15 protein-coding genes are annotated in these 16,185 nt (G+C 53.7%); 9 read left to right on the forward strand and 6 right to left on the reverse strand.

The annotated features are described in order from the left end of the window. On the forward strand, positions 1-999 hold the full coding sequence (locus tag AAC086_RS14985) for an oligopeptide/dipeptide ABC transporter ATP-binding protein (protein WP_339779767.1): 999 nt from the start codon (positions 1-3) through the stop codon (positions 997-999). Beyond that, positions 996-1,988 carry an oligopeptide/dipeptide ABC transporter ATP-binding protein gene (locus tag AAC086_RS14990; RefSeq protein ID WP_339779769.1) on the forward strand — a complete coding sequence of 331 codons (993 nt, stop codon included), beginning with the start codon at positions 996-998 and terminating at the stop codon, positions 1,986-1,988. Before AAC086_RS14985 ends, AAC086_RS14990 begins: the two co-directional genes overlap by 4 nt. A gap of 76 nt (positions 1,989-2,064) precedes the next feature. On the opposite strand, the gene AAC086_RS14995 is transcribed toward AAC086_RS14990, so the two are convergent. From AAC086_RS14995 to AAC086_RS15005, 3 genes are all read right to left on the reverse strand, one after another. Beyond that, positions 2,065-3,816: an HD domain-containing phosphohydrolase gene (locus tag AAC086_RS14995; protein ID WP_339779770.1), complete on the reverse strand. Its 1,752-nt coding sequence runs from the start codon at positions 3,814-3,816 to the stop codon at positions 2,065-2,067. Positions 3,817-4,018: 202 nt separating this feature from the next. Then, complete coding sequence (locus tag AAC086_RS15000) at positions 4,019-4,918, reverse strand: MipA/OmpV family protein (RefSeq protein WP_339779772.1); 900 nt, start codon at positions 4,916-4,918, stop codon at positions 4,019-4,021. A 142-nt stretch (positions 4,919-5,060) separates the two neighbouring features. Continuing rightward, positions 5,061-6,272 carry a helix-turn-helix domain-containing protein gene (locus AAC086_RS15005; protein WP_339779773.1) on the reverse strand — a complete coding sequence of 404 codons (1,212 nt, stop codon included), beginning with the start codon at positions 6,270-6,272 and terminating at the stop codon, positions 5,061-5,063. Between the two features lie 300 nt (positions 6,273-6,572). Between AAC086_RS15005 and purB the strand changes: the two genes are divergently transcribed. Next, positions 6,573-7,883 (forward strand): adenylosuccinate lyase, encoded by a 1,311-nt coding sequence (purB, locus tag AAC086_RS15010; RefSeq protein ID WP_339779775.1) that lies wholly within the window; start codon positions 6,573-6,575, stop codon positions 7,881-7,883. Between the two features lie 109 nt (positions 7,884-7,992). Here purB and AAC086_RS15015 read toward each other — a convergent pair whose 3' ends face one another. The 3 genes from AAC086_RS15015 to AAC086_RS15025 all read right to left on the reverse strand — a co-directional run bounded on the left by AAC086_RS15015 (position 7,993) and on the right by AAC086_RS15025 (position 10,051). Then, a complete protein-coding gene (locus AAC086_RS15015) occupies positions 7,993-8,703 on the reverse strand; it encodes a CTP synthase (RefSeq protein WP_339779776.1) in 711 nt (236 codons plus the stop codon). A gap of 131 nt (positions 8,704-8,834) precedes the next feature. Further along, positions 8,835-9,515: a response regulator transcription factor gene (locus AAC086_RS15020; protein WP_339779777.1), complete on the reverse strand. Its 681-nt coding sequence runs from the start codon at positions 9,513-9,515 to the stop codon at positions 8,835-8,837. Between the two features lie 221 nt (positions 9,516-9,736). Further along, positions 9,737-10,051: a DUF1476 domain-containing protein gene (locus AAC086_RS15025; protein WP_339779778.1), complete on the reverse strand. Its 315-nt coding sequence runs from the start codon at positions 10,049-10,051 to the stop codon at positions 9,737-9,739. Between the two features lie 142 nt (positions 10,052-10,193). Between AAC086_RS15025 and AAC086_RS15030 the strand changes: the two genes are divergently transcribed. The 6 genes from AAC086_RS15030 (at position 10,194) to AAC086_RS15055 (ending at position 16,173) form a co-directional block, all read left to right on the forward strand. Continuing rightward, on the forward strand, positions 10,194-10,973 hold the full coding sequence (locus AAC086_RS15030) for an NRDE family protein (protein ID WP_339779779.1): 780 nt from the start codon (positions 10,194-10,196) through the stop codon (positions 10,971-10,973). 161 nt (positions 10,974-11,134) lie between these two features. Beyond that, the gene (gene purC, locus AAC086_RS15035) at positions 11,135-11,899 is read left to right on the forward strand and encodes a phosphoribosylaminoimidazolesuccinocarboxamide synthase (RefSeq protein WP_339779781.1); all 765 of its coding nucleotides are present in this window, start codon (positions 11,135-11,137) and stop codon (positions 11,897-11,899) included. Positions 11,900-12,020: 121 nt separating this feature from the next. Further along, positions 12,021-12,263, forward strand: coding sequence for a phosphoribosylformylglycinamidine synthase subunit PurS (gene purS / locus AAC086_RS15040; RefSeq protein ID WP_339779783.1), 243 nt, complete (start codon positions 12,021-12,023; stop codon positions 12,261-12,263). A gap of 63 nt (positions 12,264-12,326) precedes the next feature. Beyond that, positions 12,327-13,016, forward strand: a complete 690-nt coding sequence (purQ, locus tag AAC086_RS15045) for a phosphoribosylformylglycinamidine synthase subunit PurQ (RefSeq protein WP_339779784.1) — start codon at positions 12,327-12,329, stop codon at positions 13,014-13,016. After that, positions 13,013-15,205 (forward strand): phosphoribosylformylglycinamidine synthase subunit PurL, encoded by a 2,193-nt coding sequence (gene purL / locus AAC086_RS15050; protein WP_339779785.1) that lies wholly within the window; start codon positions 13,013-13,015, stop codon positions 15,203-15,205. The genes purQ and purL overlap by 4 nt, the downstream gene beginning before the upstream one ends. Positions 15,206-15,384: 179 nt before the next feature. Continuing rightward, positions 15,385-16,173 carry a transporter substrate-binding domain-containing protein gene (locus AAC086_RS15055; protein WP_339779786.1) on the forward strand — a complete coding sequence of 263 codons (789 nt, stop codon included), beginning with the start codon at positions 15,385-15,387 and terminating at the stop codon, positions 16,171-16,173. Positions 16,174-16,185 lie beyond the last annotated feature (12 nt).

The raw sequence follows: 16,185 nt of genomic DNA on the forward strand, positions 1-16,185 counted from the left end.
ATGAGCAATATTCTTGACGTTCAGGGCCTGACAACGGTCTTTAGAACCCATGATGGCGATGTCAAAGCCGTCAATGATGTCAGCTTTTCAGTCAAGGCTGGCGAAGCCTTGGGGATTGTCGGAGAAAGCGGGTCGGGCAAAAGCCAGACGTTTCTATCGATCATGGGGCTTTTGGCATCAAACGGCTATTCTTCCGGGTCGGCCAAGCTGACCGGGCAGGAATTGATCGGCCTGCCGACCGCCGCGTTAAACAAGGTGCGCGGATTGCGCATGTCGATGATTTTTCAAGACCCGATGACGTCGCTAAACCCCTATATGCGGATTTCCAAACAGCTTTCCGAAGTGCTGGTGCATCACAAAGGCATGAGCGAAAAAGACGCCCGTGCCGGTGCGCTTGCGATGCTCGACCGGGTGCGTATCCCCGAAGCCCGCAAACGGTTTGACATGTACCCGCACGAATTTTCCGGCGGGATGCGCCAGCGTGTTATGATCGCGATGGCCTTGCTGTGCGAACCCGAATTGCTGATTGCCGACGAACCGACAACAGCCCTTGATGTAACGGTACAGGCGCAAATTCTTGATTTGCTGGGCGATCTGAAACGCGATTTAAACACCGCCATTGTCATGATCACCCATGATCTGGGCGTGGTGGCGGGCATTTGCGACCATGTACAGGTGATGTATGCCGGGCGGATTATTGAAAGCGCGCCGGTCAACGAATTGTTTGCCAACCCGCAACACCCCTATACCGCCGGGTTACTGGCATCCTCCCCGCGCCTTGATGTGGTGAATAGTGACGAAAAACTCACCACCATTCCCGGGCAACCGCCCAACCTGCAACATCTGCCCGCCGGGTGCAGTTTTGCCCCGCGCTGCCCCCACGTCATTGACCGTTGCCTAAGCGAACTGCCATGCCCCCGGCCAACCGAAAACAGCACGGCAAACGCACCTCATAGCAAAGCGTGCCATCGAGACGACAATAAGGGACTTGCCGCATGACAGTTGAACCCGTGCTTTTGGATGTCAAAGACCTGAAGGTGCATTTCGATGTTCCCGCAGGTGGCATTCTGTTTAAAAAAACGGTGCCGTTAAAGGCGGTTGATGGTGTCAGCTTTCAGATCAAGGCTGGCGAAACACTGGGGGTTGTTGGTGAATCCGGCTGTGGTAAATCGACACTGGGGCGGGCGATTTTACGCCTGATCGAACCCAGTGCAGGCGAAGCCATTTGGCTGGGCCGTGATCTGGCATCGATCCATCACAAACAAATGCAGGCCCTGCGCGCCGATCTTCAGATCATTTTTCAAGACCCGCTAGCCTCCCTTGACCCGCGCATGACCATTGGCCAGATCATTTCCGAACCGCTGATCACGCACCGCCCCGAACTGACCAAAGCCCAGGTGCGTGACGAAGTGCGCGAGATCATGGAACGTGTCGGGCTTCTGCCCGACATGATCAACCGCTATGCCCATGAATTTTCCGGCGGGCAGTGCCAGCGCATTGGCATTGCCCGGGCAATGATTTTACGCCCCAAACTGATTGTCTGTGACGAAGCCGTTTCGGCACTTGATGTATCGATTCAGGCGCAGATCGTAAATTTGTTGCAGGAATTGCAGCGCGAATTTGGCCTGGCTTTGCTGTTTATCAGCCATGATCTGTCGGTGGTGCGCCATATCAGCCATCGTATTCTGGTGCTGTATCTGGGCAATGTGATGGAGATTGCAGACCGCGATACCATCTATAACGCCCCCAAACACCCCTATACCAAGGCGCTGATTTCAGCCGTTCCCATTCCCGACCCGATCTTGGAGCGCAACAAGGAACGCATTGTTCTGACCGGAGAATTGCCCAGCCCGATCAACCCGCCTTCGGGCTGTGTCTTTCGAACCCGGTGCCCGTTTGCACGGGAAAAATGCGCCACCGATGTGCCGAAAATCGAATTTTTAGGCCCCAAACATCAGGTCGCCTGCCATTTCCACAATGAAATGTAAATTGCGGTTATAAGTACAAAAGCAACAGGGGCCGCCATGCTGCGGCCCCCTGTTGCCATTGGGAAAACAAAGACCGTTAACGACGGATATAGCGTTTGATATCAACGTCATCGCGTTGATCGGGGCGCAAATAGGTATCGCCATAATCGCGATAGGCACCGCTGGTCAAAAACAGCTCGAACAGGTCGCTGTCAATTTTGCCCTGATCGCGCATGGTGCCCAGAAGATCAATAGATTCCGACAGCATTTTGGGTTTCTTGTAGGGACGATCAACCGCTGTCAAGGCCTCGAAGATATCGGCTATCACCAGAATTTTTTCCAGCGTCCCCATCTGATCACCCTTCAGGCCACACGGATACCCCGACCCGTCCATTTTTTCATGGTGGTTACCGGCAATGACAGGCACATTTTGCAAACCGGACGGAAACGGCAATTGCGCCAGCATATCCTGGGTCAGAACAACATGGTTGTTAATGATGGTGCGTTCTTCGGGTGTCAGGGTGCCCCGCGGAATCGACAGGTTATAAATCTCGCCCTTGTTAATATGGCTATAAACCTGATCGGGGCGGTCTGATAACAGTGGTTCGGGACCGGGTTGCGATAATATGGCGGCTTCTTCGGGGCTGATACGGCTGCTTTCGGCCCAGGAAAGGCCCGCTGTACGGTCGAAGTTGCGCTGCCAGTTCTGCGTGGCAATGTCCCGAATATCAACGATGGTCTTCAAATCGATATTTTCACTGCCAATGTTGCATTGCGCCACCAGTTCAAACTGCTGGTGCAATTCATTACGGCGGGCGTCAAAATCGGCCTGGCACTGCGTCTTGTCGTCGCCCGCCAGTTGGCGACGAAGCATGTCGATCTCGGCATCGCGCAGCATCACCTCGAACCGGGTGCGAATTTCGTGAATACGGTTGTAAATGGTTTCAAGTTTGGTGGCTTTTTCCACCACATGTTCCGGGGTAACGATTTTACCGATGTCATGCAACCAGGCCGCAAGGTCGAGCTCATACAACTCCTGATCGCTAAGGCGGAACCCGCCAAACGGGCCTTCTTCCTGATTGACGGCGGCCTGTGCCAGCATTTTAACCAACACCGGCACACGTTCGCAATGCGCGCCGGTATGGGGCGATTTGGCATCGATACCCTGGGCAAGAATGTGGACAAAACTGTCAATCAGGTCGCGCTGGGACTGCATCAGGCGCCGGTTTTCCAATGCCACCGCCGACTGGCTGGCAAGGGCGGTAATCAGCGGTTCGATGGCGGGATCAAACGGCACGACTGTGCCATCGTCACGCCGCGCATTGATCAGTTGTAAAACGCCCAGCACCCTGCCCCGGGCACTTTTCAGTGGCACTGTCAAAAATGACTGCGACCGATAACCGGTTGCGGCATCAAAACGCCGGGTTCCGGAAAAATCGAATTCTCCGGCGGCATAGGCATCGGCGATATTGATGCTTTCACCGCTTAATGCGACATGGCTGGCAATATTTTCATGGTTGGGGCTGCCATCGGCGCGAAAAAGCGGCACAGGCGGAAACGGATATTGCTGCTGATCACCATCATCGACATAGCGTTGCAGGGTGTCATTTTCCATTATGCGAAAATGAAGTTCGCTTTCGTCCTCGTTCAAAAGATAAAGCGACCCGCCATCGGCATTGGTAAAGCCACGTGCAGCCTGAAGAATACGCTGATGCAGGGCGCTGCGGTCATGTTCGGCTGAAAGGGCAATGCCCAAATCAACAAGCTTGGCCAACTGGCCAGCCTCAGGGCTATTTGGGGGCCGGTCGGCACCGCTGTGATCGGAGATCGCGTGTTCCGAACATTTCATATCGATTTTTCCTGTGCCAGCAGGCAACGCGCAACACCAGAAGCTATATTTTTACCCTATCCCATTCTTGCGTATAAGCAACCACAACCGTCACACCTGCGCCGGCAGAACCACAAAACATGCTGTGCCCAGGCAAAAAGGCCGGACGATAAAACCGTCCGGCCCGACCATATCAAACAATCTTGCCGATTATTGCCAACAATCAGAACGAATAGAGCGCCCCCAGGGCAAAACTGACAAGATAGTCTTTATCGACAATCGGACTGTCGTGATAGGCCGCTGGCAGATATTGAACACCGGCATTCCCCACCAGCGTTACCCGCTCATAGAGCGGATAGCTGACGACAACATCAAGATGCGGAATGAAAGCGGCATCAGGCGCATAAAATTTACGGTCGGAACGCACCTCGTTGCGACGAACGCCAACCATATAATCGGTCAAATCCTCGCTTTGCCAGGTGAGCCCGCCGCCCCAGGCCACGTTTACCGCGCCGATCTCGGTGGATTGCTGGTAACTGACGTCAACCTGCTGGCCATAATGAACGCTGCTAACATCAAAAAGCGATGATACCTGAATTTCGCCCGGCCCCGTCATGGCCGTAAAGGACAAACCGGCTTCAAACGCCGTATCACGGTCTTTCATTCCCGCAAGATAGGGACCATCACCCGCTTCAAACGGTTTCGTCCGCAACGACCCGATTGCCGAAACGCTGAATTTATCGTTTTTCCAGGCTGTGACGCGCAGTTCGTCAAGCCCGATATGCAGGCGTTCGGCGTCATAGGAAATCACCGGCAGGACAAATGCCCGGGCGTTTTTACCGTCCCGGTAAATGCTTGTGGCACCACCGCCCAAAATGCCCAGTTCGAAATCACCCCCCAGCCAGGGATCACGGTTTTCATCGCTGCTGCCCTGATTATTCGGGATTTGCGACACATCAGGCACCGGCAAATTTGGCTGCTGTGCGATGCCACCAGCGTCAAGCTTCGCGGGTGCGGCACTGGCCAGACCGGTCAATGTTAACAGGATGGCAAAAGTGCAAATGCTTGCCCCCAGAATAATGGCGCCAAAGGCCAGGACCTTGGATGTATATTTGAACGACATGTATCCTCTTACCCCACAATTGATTGGTAAGCGAATAGTGCCGCATCGGAAAAACCGGCGCGTCCATGTCTATAGTCCCGAACGGTCAAACCCGCATTTCATACGAACGAATGTTCATTCACACTATCGGCGAAACTGAAAATCATGGTTTTTTCTGGCGGTATGCGCTTGGTGTCAGGCCGGTTATCTTTTTAAAGGCCAGGTTAAAAGTGGATTTAGAGTTAAAGCCAACCTCAATCGCAATATCGAGAATGGTCCGGTCCGGTTCCTGCACCAAACGGCGTTTTGCCTCATCGATGCGGAACTCGTTAACGTAATCAAAAAAGCTTTTGCCAATATGGCGGTTCAACGCAAATGAAAGCTGATTGGGTTTCACCCCAACCGCACTGGCCATTTTGGGCATGGTCAGCAACGGATCAAACATCAGGTCTGTTTCGCGTGTCAGCTTGTCAAGATTAACCCGGATACGCTCAAGTTCGTCTTCCGGCATGACCATACGGCTTTTGTCACGTTCAGGGGCATTATCCAGGGTTGTCGCAATGTTATTCCCGCCCGCATCATCGCTGCGGCCAGGCCCATTTTCAACCGCGACAAATAATGTCGGATTAACCGCAAGCAAATGCCCGAGACGGAAAAAAACAACGACAAACCCCGCTTCGATGACAATGGAAATCCATTCACTTTCCTGATCCACCATATCAATCACAACGCTGACTGTATAAATCATGAAAATCAGGGTGATGCCGATCAGGAATTCTCCCAGCCAGCGCCTGATCCCGGGCTGTTCCCCGTCCATTTGCTCGCCGAGTTTGCGCATGTAATGCAACGACATACGCCAGATCCAGACCAGATAGACAACAAGCTGGACATACAGGGCAACGGCGAAAAAAATCATCAGGACAGCCAAAGGCATCAATTGCGGATCACTTGACGGATCGACATCAAAACTCGTTTGCCCGGCAGCAATTTTCCCGCCGAACCATTCGAAAATCATGACAATCATAACCACCAATACGGTGAATATCAGCAATGGCAAAACATAATGCCAAAAGGGTCGCCGTGTGGGCAAACCGCACAATTCGCGGAAATAAAGATAAACGAAAGGGAGATAGAAATAAGGGACAACACCCAGCAGCGGAAACAGATAAAGACGCCACTCTGCCGGTGCCAGAACATCAATCACGTTCTGTAAAAAGCTGAGGGAAACCGCACAGGTAAAAGCGCATAACCAGCGATTGGCACGAAAGGCACGCCGCCCTTCGCCCGCAAGCAGGAACAACAAAGACACAGCCTGCGCCAGTCCCGCAGAGGAAACAAGCAGCCAGCCAATATCTAACGGATCAATCGATGTCACATCCCGCCCCTTGCAACAGACTCTGCGATAGACATTTCCAAAATGAACTCAGGCTGCCCATATCTTGAACAAAACAGGCCAAACCGGCTTCAAGATACAAAAATTTGCCAATTGGTACCGGGTTCAGAAAAAACAAAAAAGCACAAAATTCTCAAACCCGGTACAAACAGCACACAAAAACGTGCCTTTTTCCTCGTCAAGCTTGATAAAAGCCGCGAAATCCTCTATCGGAGCCTCAAAGCGTGCGGATCACGTGCCGCGAGGGCCCCGCACCAGAACCCCCTTGCCCGGAGACCCTGCATGATCCCCCGTTATTCCCGCCAACAGATGACCGCTATCTGGGAACCGGCGAACAAGTTTCGCATCTGGTTTGAAATCGAGGCCCACGCCGCCGACAAACTGGCGGAACTTGGTGTGATCCCGGCAGCATCCGCCAAACTGGTTTGGGAAAAAGGCAACAAGCCCTATAGCCAGGACCGGATTGATCGTATCGACGGCATTGAAGCCGAAGTCAAACACGACGTTATTGCATTTCTGACCGAGCTTTCCGAACAGGTGGGCGAAGAAGCCCGTTTTGTCCATCAGGGCATGACCAGTTCCGACGTACTTGATACCTGCTTTAACGTTCAACTGGTTCAGGCAACCGACATCCTGCTTGAAGACATGGACAAATTGCTGGCCGCCCTTAAAAAGCGCGCCTATGAAACCAAAGACGTGGCCTGTATGGGCCGTTCGCATGGTATCCACGCCGAACCGGTAACCTTTGGTTTGAAACTGGCCACCTTCTATGCCGAATTTAGCCGCAACAAAAAACGCCTTCTGGCCGCCCGCGACGAAATCGCGACCTGCGCCATTTCGGGGGCGGTTGGTACATTTGCCAATATCGACCCCAGTGTTGAAGAACATGTTGCCGCCAAACTGGGCCTTGCCCCCGAACCGGTTTCAACCCAGGTTATCCCGCGCGACCGCCACGCGGCCTATTTCGCGGCCCTTGGCGTGATTGCATCGTCGGTCGAACATCTGGCAACCGAAATTCGCCATTTGCAGCGCACCGAAGTCCGCGAAGTTGAAGAGTTTTTCTCCAAGGGACAAAAGGGTTCGTCGGCCATGCCGCACAAACGTAACCCGGTTCTGACCGAAAACCTGACCGGCCTTGCCCGTCTGGTCCGTTCAATGGCGATTCCGGCGATGGAAAACGTTGCCCTGTGGCATGAACGCGATATTTCGCATTCATCGGTTGAACGCAATATTGGCCCCGATGCAACCGTAACCCTGGATTTCGCCCTGACGCGCTTGACCAATGTGGTTGAAAATCTGGTTATCTATCCGGAACGGATGGACGAAATCCTTAATCAGATGGGCGGGCTTGTATTTTCGCAGCGCGTGTTGCTGACCCTGACCCAATATGGCGTTTCACGCGAAGATTCCTACCGGATCGTTCAGCGCAACGCCATGAAGGTCTGGAACCGCGAAGGCGACTTGCTGTCGCTTCTCAAAACCGACGAAGACGTCACTGCGCGTATCCCCAATGACAAGCTCGAAGCCCTGTTTGATCTGGGGTATCACACCAAGCATGTCGATACGATTTTTGCCCGCGTTTTTGCTGACTAAGCAAACCGGCCCATAACACGCCGTATCCGCACACCCCTGTGCATTTCTGAACGGCCCCCCGAAAGTTGGACATCAACCTTCGGGGGGCTTTTTTTATCCGATCACAGCGTTATTTTACCGATGCGATTGCAGCCTTGACAAAGGCCGAAATCAACGGATGGGTATCACCTTTCAAGGCAGAACGTTCGGGCTGAAAGGCTGTCCCGATGAAAAACGGATGATTGCGCAGTTCGACCGCGCGCGGATCTCCATCCCCGTCCCAGGCGCTGACAACCATGTCGCTATGGTCAAATAACGGCACATATTGTGGAGCAAAACCGTAACTGCAACGATAGGTTTCATTGGCTGAAGCCCGACCATAATGTTGGGAAATCCGGCTTTGATCGGCAAATTCAATATCGCCGCCCTGATCAATCAGGGCGCACACCAGCGGCGCGATCAAGGGCAAGGCCGTGCCCGGGTTGACTTCGGCATTATCGGCATCGGTCAAACCCAGAACATTGCGGGCAAATTCCAACACCGCATGTTGATAACCGCCACAGGTACCCAGAAACGGAATGCCGTTTTCGCGCGCATAGCGAATGGCACAAAGCGCACCATCCATGCTGGCATAGGGGCTGGCGGGCACACACCAGATGGCATCAAACCCGCCCAGCACCGTTTGCAAATCGACATCGGCAAGCGTTGATGTGTGTATCCATTCAATCGCGGCATCAACACCGTTGGCTTTGGCGGCAAGCTCGATCGCAAGAGGAATCGCCTGATGTGCAGTAACGGCCGCGTTAAAATCACCAATCAGGGCAATAAGGATTTTCGTCATGTTCAACCTCGTTCGTTGGGGAAAGCCCCCTTAAAAAAAACCGAGGGAAACTGCGGTTCACACAAAAGAAAACCGGCCCGCAAAACGGGCCGGAATGCATTGCGTTTTCACCGCTGCCTTTGTCAGAAATACTACAAAGAGCCCGACCGCGCCATATCTTCCAGCGCAATTTTTACCGCCTGCGCCCGATTGGACACATTCAATTTGCGATAAACATTTTTAAGGTGATATTTGACCGTGATTTCACGCAGATCAAGATGGCGGGCGATATCCTTGTTCGGTCGCCCTTCAGACAACAAGGCCAGCACTTCACGCTCACGCGGGGTTAAGCGGGCGAAATCACCTTCCCGGCCAAACTGCCCGGCATGGCGCGCACTGCTATATTCGCTTTTATTGCCAAAACCCTCGGCAAAATTGCTTAGAATGCTTGAAGGCAGGTATTTTTCCCCGGCGAGAACCAGACGGATCGCATTTGCAAGGGCTTCGCCGCGCAAGGTTTTGGGAATAAAGCCATAGGCACCGTTTTCGATCGCGTGGCGAACATCTTCGCCATTATACGCGCCCGAAAGCAGAACCACCGGAACCCCCTCGCCGACTTTTTCAACGGCCAGCTTCAACCCGTCCAACCCGTTCATGCCCGGCATGCGCAAATCAAGCAAGATCAGGTCAAACGGATTTTCCGGATCAATCTTTTCCAGCGCCGGTTCAAGCGACCCCGCTTCGATCACTTCACAACCATCAAAATATTGCTGAAATAAAAGAGATAACGCCTCACGGACCAGATCGTGATCATCTGCAAGAAGTATACGCAAAATTCTCGCCTTTCTCTAGCGGATGCAAGGCATTTTGCCCCAAACCATATACATGTCTATAGATTGTCAATTATGCGATGACAATTTCAACCAACGTCACTTTGTTATGAAAAAGAAGAATAGGGCAGGGCCAAAGCGTTTGCAAATTCGAACTGCCCGCATGGATGCATTTTGTTCAAAATACTGAACAAAATGCATCCTGATTGCTAAACGCTTCTCTTTTACAAGACGTCTGCACGCGCCTGTGGCCGCAATTCCTCCAGCCGGGCGGTTAATTGCGATAGCGTCATATCGATATTATGGCGGGCAAAGTCGGCCAGCACCAGCGCCGCAACACCGTTATCTCGCGGGTTGGTTACCACCGCAGTAACAATTTTATCGGCGTATTGCGCGCATTGCGCATCATCCATGCCCATTTCACGTGCCGCCCACTGGGCCAATAATTTATACAAATGTGCTTCCACCCGAAAGTTCTGTTCCAGATCAAAGCTGTATTTGGCTTCAAACCCGCGTTCACGGTCTGACATTTTGCTCATGGATGCCTCCCTTTCCATGTGTGCCTGGCAAGATCTTTTGCCTTTCCTATATAATTGGGTCTGATAACTGTCATTGTCACGCACCGACTTCTTTTTCTTTTCAATTTGACAAAAACCATACTGAATGGCTTTGATCTGGAACATGTGTACAGTCATTATTTTACGTCGTCCCGATCATGAATGGCCGGTCCTGATCGGCGCCAATCGCGACGAAATGAAAACCCGCCCCTGGTTGCCCCCTGCCCGCCACTGGGCTGACCGCCCCGATGTCATCGCCGGCCTGGACGAGCTTGGCGGGGGCACATGGCTGGGCATGAACGAGGATGGCGTCGTTGCAGCGGTTTTAAACCGCTATGGCACCCTTGGCCCGGCGGCAGACAAACGATCCCGCGGGGAACTGCCGCTTGAGGCACTCGACCACGCCGATGCCATTATCGCGGCCAAATCGCTCGCAGCACTTGATAGCAATGCCTATCGCCCGTTCAACATGGTGATCGCCGATAACCGCGATGCCTATTGGCTGGCCAACCGGGGCGATGGCAAAATCGAAATTCAGGAAATTCCCGAAGGTTTTTCGATCCTGACCGCCCATGACATTAACGACACCAAAAACAGCGAACGCACGGCACGCAACCTGCCCCGTTTCATTAGCGCGCCTGTCCCCAACCCCGAAGCCGATGACTGGTTTGCCTGGCAGGCCTTGATCGCCGATACCGGCATTTTACCGCCCGACCCTGACCATCACGATATTCGGGGCGATGCGATGCTGGTGCGTAGCAATATCGGATTCGAAACGGTATGCTCGTCCCTGATAGGCTTGCCAGGTATTCCTGTGCGTGAAAATGAACTGCCACGACGCCCGGTTTGGCTGTTTGCCAACGGCCAGCCCGACAAGGCACCGTTTCAACCGGTCGAAATCTAGGGGGCTGCCCCTTGAACCGAACATTGCAGAATTTGATTATCAAACCTGCGTAAATAGACCTTACGCGACAATTGAGTTTCCAGCCCAGCACTGCTATAGGAAGGGCGTTTCCAGGGTGCAAGGGCCTGCCCCAACTGCCAAAATGTGAAAGATCCCGCCAGATGTCGAGAAAACGACCGATTTACGAGGGTAAAGCCAAGGTTTTGTACGAAGGCACAGAACCAGGCACACTCATCCAGTATTTCAAGGATGATGCCACTGCGTTCAACGCCCAGAAACGCGGCACCATTGCCGGCAAGGGCGTTCTCAACAACATGATCACCGAATTCGTGATGCTTCGCCTGGCGGAAATCGGAATCCCGACACATTTCATTCGCCGCCTCAACATGCGTGAACAGCTGATTCGCAAAGTTGAGATCGTGCCGATTGAAGTTGTCGTGCGCAACATTTGTGCCGGTTCGATGGCCAAACGTCTTGGCCTTGAAGAAGGCATGAAACTCCCCCGTCCGATTGTCGAATTCTACTACAAGGATGACGATCTGGGCGATCCGCTGGTTTCGGATGAACATGTGCTTGCCCTTGGCTGGGCATCACCCGAAGAACTTGAAGAAATTGTCGGCTATTCCCTGCGGATCAACGACTATCTGTGTGGCCTGATGCGCGGCATTGGCCTGAAACTGGTTGATTTCAAACTGGAATTTGGCCGGATTTTCGACAACGAGTTCTCGCAGCTGGTTCTGGCTGACGAATTCAGCCCCGATAACTGTCGCCTGTGGGATGCGATCACCAACGAAAAGATGGACAAGGATCGCTTCCGTCGTGATCTGGGGGGTGTCGAGGAAGCCTATCAGGAAGTGGCGCGCCGCCTTGGTGTCCTGCCTGAATCCGCCGAAATAGAGTCGCTGAATAAAGACGCGACGACCTGATGATCAAGGGCCGCGCTTGCGCGGCCCTTTTATATTGGCGCCGGATCGGTGGCACGACCGGCATTGTCTGCTTTAATTGATGATCGCCTCTGGCGACTGCGAACCAACCAAGGAGCTTCTCGTGAAAGCACGTGTTCATGTCACCCTGAAGAACGGTGTCCTCGATCCGCAGGGCAAGGCAGTTCATCACGCCCTGCAAGGCCTGGGATTTGCTGGCGTCGAAGATGTCCGCCAGGGCAAGTTCATTGAACTTGAACTTGATGGCACTGACGTTGAAAAGGCCCACAGCGACGTTACGGAAATGTGCGAAAAGCTGCTTGCCAACACGGTGATCGAAAACTACGAAATCGACATCATCGCTTGAACCGGACGCGGGCCCGGCGGTAAAACGCCCCAAAGCCCGCCCGCATAAACGGGAGATTGGCCAGTGAAAGCTGCAGTAATCGTATTCCCCGGTTCGAATTGCGACCGGGATGTCCAGGTCGCCCTTCAAAACCGGATGGGCACCGCACCGCATATGGTGTGGCATCGGGAAACCACCCTTCCCAAAACAGATCTGATCGTCCTGCCGGGCGGTTTTTCCTATGGCGACTATTTGCGGTGTGGCGCGATGGCGGCCAACAGCCCGATCATGCGCGCCGTTATTGCCGCCGCCAAGGCAGGAACCCCGGTTCTGGGCATTTGCAACGGTTTTCAGATTTTGATCGAAGCCGGGCTGTTGCCGGGTGCCCTGATGCGCAACCGCGATCTGAAATTCATCTGCAAGGATGTTCATTTGCGCGTCGAAACCACCGACAGCATCTTTACCAGCCGCTTTAACACCGGCGAAATCATCAAAATTCCGGTCGCGCATCATGATGGCAACTATTTTGCCGATGCCGAAACCGTCAAGCGCCTGAAAGGCGAAGGGCAGATTGTTCTGCGCTATTGCGATGGTAACGGCGATACCAGCGATGCCGCCAATATTAACGGTTCCGTATCGAATATTGCCGGGATTGTTGATGAAGAACGCCGCATTTTTGGCCTGATGCCGCACCCTGAACGCGTGATCGAACCGCTGCATAGCGGTACGCATGGTGCGATGATATTTGATTCGCTGATGGAGGCGCTGGCATGAGCGAGATCACCCCGGACGTTATCAAAAGCCACGGCCTGACCGAGGACGAATACAAACTGGTTCTCGACATTATGGGTCGCGAACCGAACCTGACCGAACTTGGCATTTTCTCGGTTATGTGGTCCGAGCATTGCTCGTATAAGTCATCGAAAAAATGGCTCAAAACCCTGCCGACCAAGGCACCCTGGGTTATTCAGGGCCCCGGCGAAAATGCCGGTGTCATTGACATTGGCGACGGACAGGCTGCCATTTTCAAAATGGAAAGCCATAACCACCCGTCCTTTATCGAACCCTACCAGGGGGCCGCAACCGGCGTTGGCGGCATCATGCGCGATGTCTTCACCATGGGAGCCCGCCCGGTTGCCAACCTTAATGCCCTGCGTTTTGGGGCCCCCGAACATCCCAAAACCCGCCATCTTTTATCAGGCGTGGTTGAAGGTATCGGCGGTTATGGCAATTGCATGGGGGTTCCGACCGTCGGCGGTGAAACCAATTTCCATCCGTCCTATAACGGCAATATTCTGGTAAATGCCATGACTGTTGGTCTGGCCGATACCAACAATATTTTCTATTCCGCCGCCGCTGGCATTGGCAATCCGGTGGTTTATGTCGGCTCGAAAACCGGGCGCGACGGCATTCACGGGGCCACCATGGCCTCGGCCGAATTTGACGATGCCTCGGCCGATAAACGCCCGACCGTTCAGGTTGGCGATCCGTTTACCGAAAAACTGCTGCTCGAAGCCTGCCTTGAACTGATGGCAACCGACATGATCGTCGCCATTCAGGATATGGGGGCGGCGGGCCTTACCTCCTCGTCATTTGAAATGGCGTCCAAGGGCGGTGTCGGTGTCGAACTGTGGCTTGATAAAGTGCCGATGCGCGAAGAAGGCATGACCCCCTACGAACTGATGCTGTCAGAATCGCAGGAACGCATGCTGATGGTGCTAAAACCCGGTTGCGAAGAGGCCGCCAAGGCCATTTTCGACAAGTGGGAACTGGACTTTGCCGTGATTGGCAAACTGACTGACAGCAAACGCATGACCCTGATGTGGCATGGCGATGTTGCCGGTGACCTGCCGATTGATCCGCTGGCCGAAGCCTCGCCGGAATATGACCGCCCATGGGAAGAAACCCCGAAACAAGACCGTATTTCAGCCGACAGCATCGACCAGAAAATGCCGCATAGCGAAGCCCTGACGACCCTGATGGGGTCGGCGGACCTCTCCTCGCGGCGCTGGATCTGGGAACAGTATGACCACATGGTGATGGCCGATACGGTTGTACGCCCCGGTGGTGATGCTGCCGTTGTTCGCGTGCATGACACCCGCAAGGGCCTGGCTGTAACCACCGACTGCACCCCGCGTTACGTCAAGGCAGACCCGGTACAAGGGGGCATGCAGGCCGTTGCCGAAGCCTACCGTAATCTGACCGCCGTTGGTGCCACCCCGCTTGCCATTACCGACAATATGAACTTTGGCAATCCGGAACGCCCGCGCATCATGGGGCAGTTTGTGGGTGCCTGTAAGGGCATCGCAGAAGCCTGCATCGCACTGGACTTCCCGGTGGTTTCAGGCAACGTATCGCTTTACAACGAAACCAACGGCGAAGGCATTTTGCCGACCCCGGCGATTGGCGGTGTTGGCGTTATTCCCGATATTGGCCGTATGGCAACCATTGCCCTGAAAAGCAAGGATTCGGTCCTGGTCATGCTGGGATCGCCCACCGGCGAACTGGGCCAGTCGGTTTATCTTAAAAACATCGAAGGCCGTGAAGAAGGGGCACCGCCCCCCGTTGATCTGAATTCGGAAAAACGCGTTGGTGCACTGGTGCGTGGCCTGATCAATGCCAATGTTGTGCGGACCTGCCACGATATTTCCGATGGCGGCCTTCTGGTTGCCGTTGCTGAAATGTGCCTGGCTGGCAATATCGGTGCCGATATTCACCTGCCCGAAAGCGGTAGCGAAATTGCGTGGCTGTTTGGTGAAGACCAGGGCCGCTATATTGTTGCCACCCGCGACCCTGACAGCGTGATCAATGCGGCCGCCAATGCCAATATCCATGCGGTCATTATCGGCAATGCCGGTGGCACCGCCATCACCATCGAAGGCGAAGACCCGCTGGAGCTGGATGATTTGCGCAAAGCCCATGAAGGCTGGATGCCCAACTATATGGCGGCCCCGGTTAACTAGGTTAACCCAGATTCATCTGACCGCAAAAAAGAACCCCGCCGCAACGGATTTTATCCGACCGGCGGGGTTTTTCGTTAAGCAGAGCCGCCATCATGGTTTACCATGGCCTTCACCATGTTGTGCGCAAAGATCCAAACCCCCGAAACGTATGACAGAACAGGCGTGGGAGAAGTCTATATATGCATGAAGCTGTCGGCAGGATATCGCAGACATTAGCTGTGCTGCGCGTGCTGCTGGTCATTTTCATCATATGCCTGGCACCCGTTTCGGGCAGGGCGGAAACCGTTTGGGTCGACGATGCCAACCCGCCTTTCATGTATGGCAAACATGGGCAGGTAAGGGGAATTTATCCCGATCTGACACGTGAAATATTTCGCCGCGCCAAAATACCTTTGACGATCAGGGCTTTTCCGCTGAAACGTGTGATGAAGAACGCGGCCTCGGAAAAAGTTAGTGTTGCCGGTGCCTATCGCACACCTGAAAGGTTGAAAAAATATGCCTTCACCCACCTGATCTATGTCGAAGATCTGATGGTTTATCAACGGAACGACAACGCTGTTCCGATCAACAATATTGATGACCTGGACGGCTATGTCATTGGCACTGTGCGCGGATGGAACTATGGTCCCCGGTTCAACGAGCATCGTAATCAGGCCCGCTTTGAAGTTTCAGAAGCCGCCAACGACAAACAAAACATGAAAATGCTGGCAATGGGGCGTATCGACATGGTGATCGCCATCCGCGAAGCCGGCAATGAAACCCTGCGACGCCTCAATCTTGGCGACATCATAAAAGCGTCGCCAGAACCGCTGTTTTCGTATCCGACCTATATTGCGGTAAGTCGCGCATCATCGACCACATCGTTGATTCCCGTCCTGAATCGGGTAATTTTGGATATGCGCAAAGACGGCAGTTGGAAAAAAATTGTCGCAGCTGCCCTGTCCAACCCATTTCTGCATACAGACTAAATAAAAAAAACC

It is taken from the genome of uncultured Thalassospira sp., assembly GCF_963976115.1.
Taxonomy (GTDB): Bacteria; Pseudomonadota; Alphaproteobacteria; order Rhodospirillales; family Thalassospiraceae; genus Thalassospira.

Bases quoted from the DNA above. Each gene is read 5' to 3' on its own strand.
- AAC086_RS14990 (WP_339779769.1), top strand. From the start codon at position 996: ATGACAGTTGAACCCGTGCTTTTGGATGTCAAAGACCTGAAGGTGCAT.
- AAC086_RS14985 (WP_339779767.1), top strand. From the start codon at position 1: ATGAGCAATATTCTTGACGTTCAGGGCCTGACAACGGTCTTTAGAACC.
- purC (WP_339779781.1), top strand. From the start codon at position 11,135: ATGTCGAGAAAACGACCGATTTACGAGGGTAAAGCCAAGGTTTTGTAC.
- AAC086_RS15015 (WP_339779776.1), bottom strand. From the start codon at position 8,703: ATGACGAAAATCCTTATTGCCCTGATTGGTGATTTTAACGCGGCCGTT.
- AAC086_RS14995 (WP_339779770.1), bottom strand. From the start codon at position 3,816: ATGAAATGTTCGGAACACGCGATCTCCGATCACAGCGGTGCCGACCGG.
- AAC086_RS15055 (WP_339779786.1), top strand. From the start codon at position 15,385: ATGCATGAAGCTGTCGGCAGGATATCGCAGACATTAGCTGTGCTGCGC.
- AAC086_RS15030 (WP_339779779.1), top strand. From the start codon at position 10,194: ATGTGTACAGTCATTATTTTACGTCGTCCCGATCATGAATGGCCGGTC.
- AAC086_RS15025 (WP_339779778.1), bottom strand. From the start codon at position 10,051: ATGAGCAAAATGTCAGACCGTGAACGCGGGTTTGAAGCCAAATACAGC.
- purL (WP_339779785.1), top strand. From the start codon at position 13,013: ATGAGCGAGATCACCCCGGACGTTATCAAAAGCCACGGCCTGACCGAG.
- AAC086_RS15000 (WP_339779772.1), bottom strand. From the start codon at position 4,918: ATGTCGTTCAAATATACATCCAAGGTCCTGGCCTTTGGCGCCATTATT.
- purB (WP_339779775.1), top strand. From the start codon at position 6,573: ATGATCCCCCGTTATTCCCGCCAACAGATGACCGCTATCTGGGAACCG.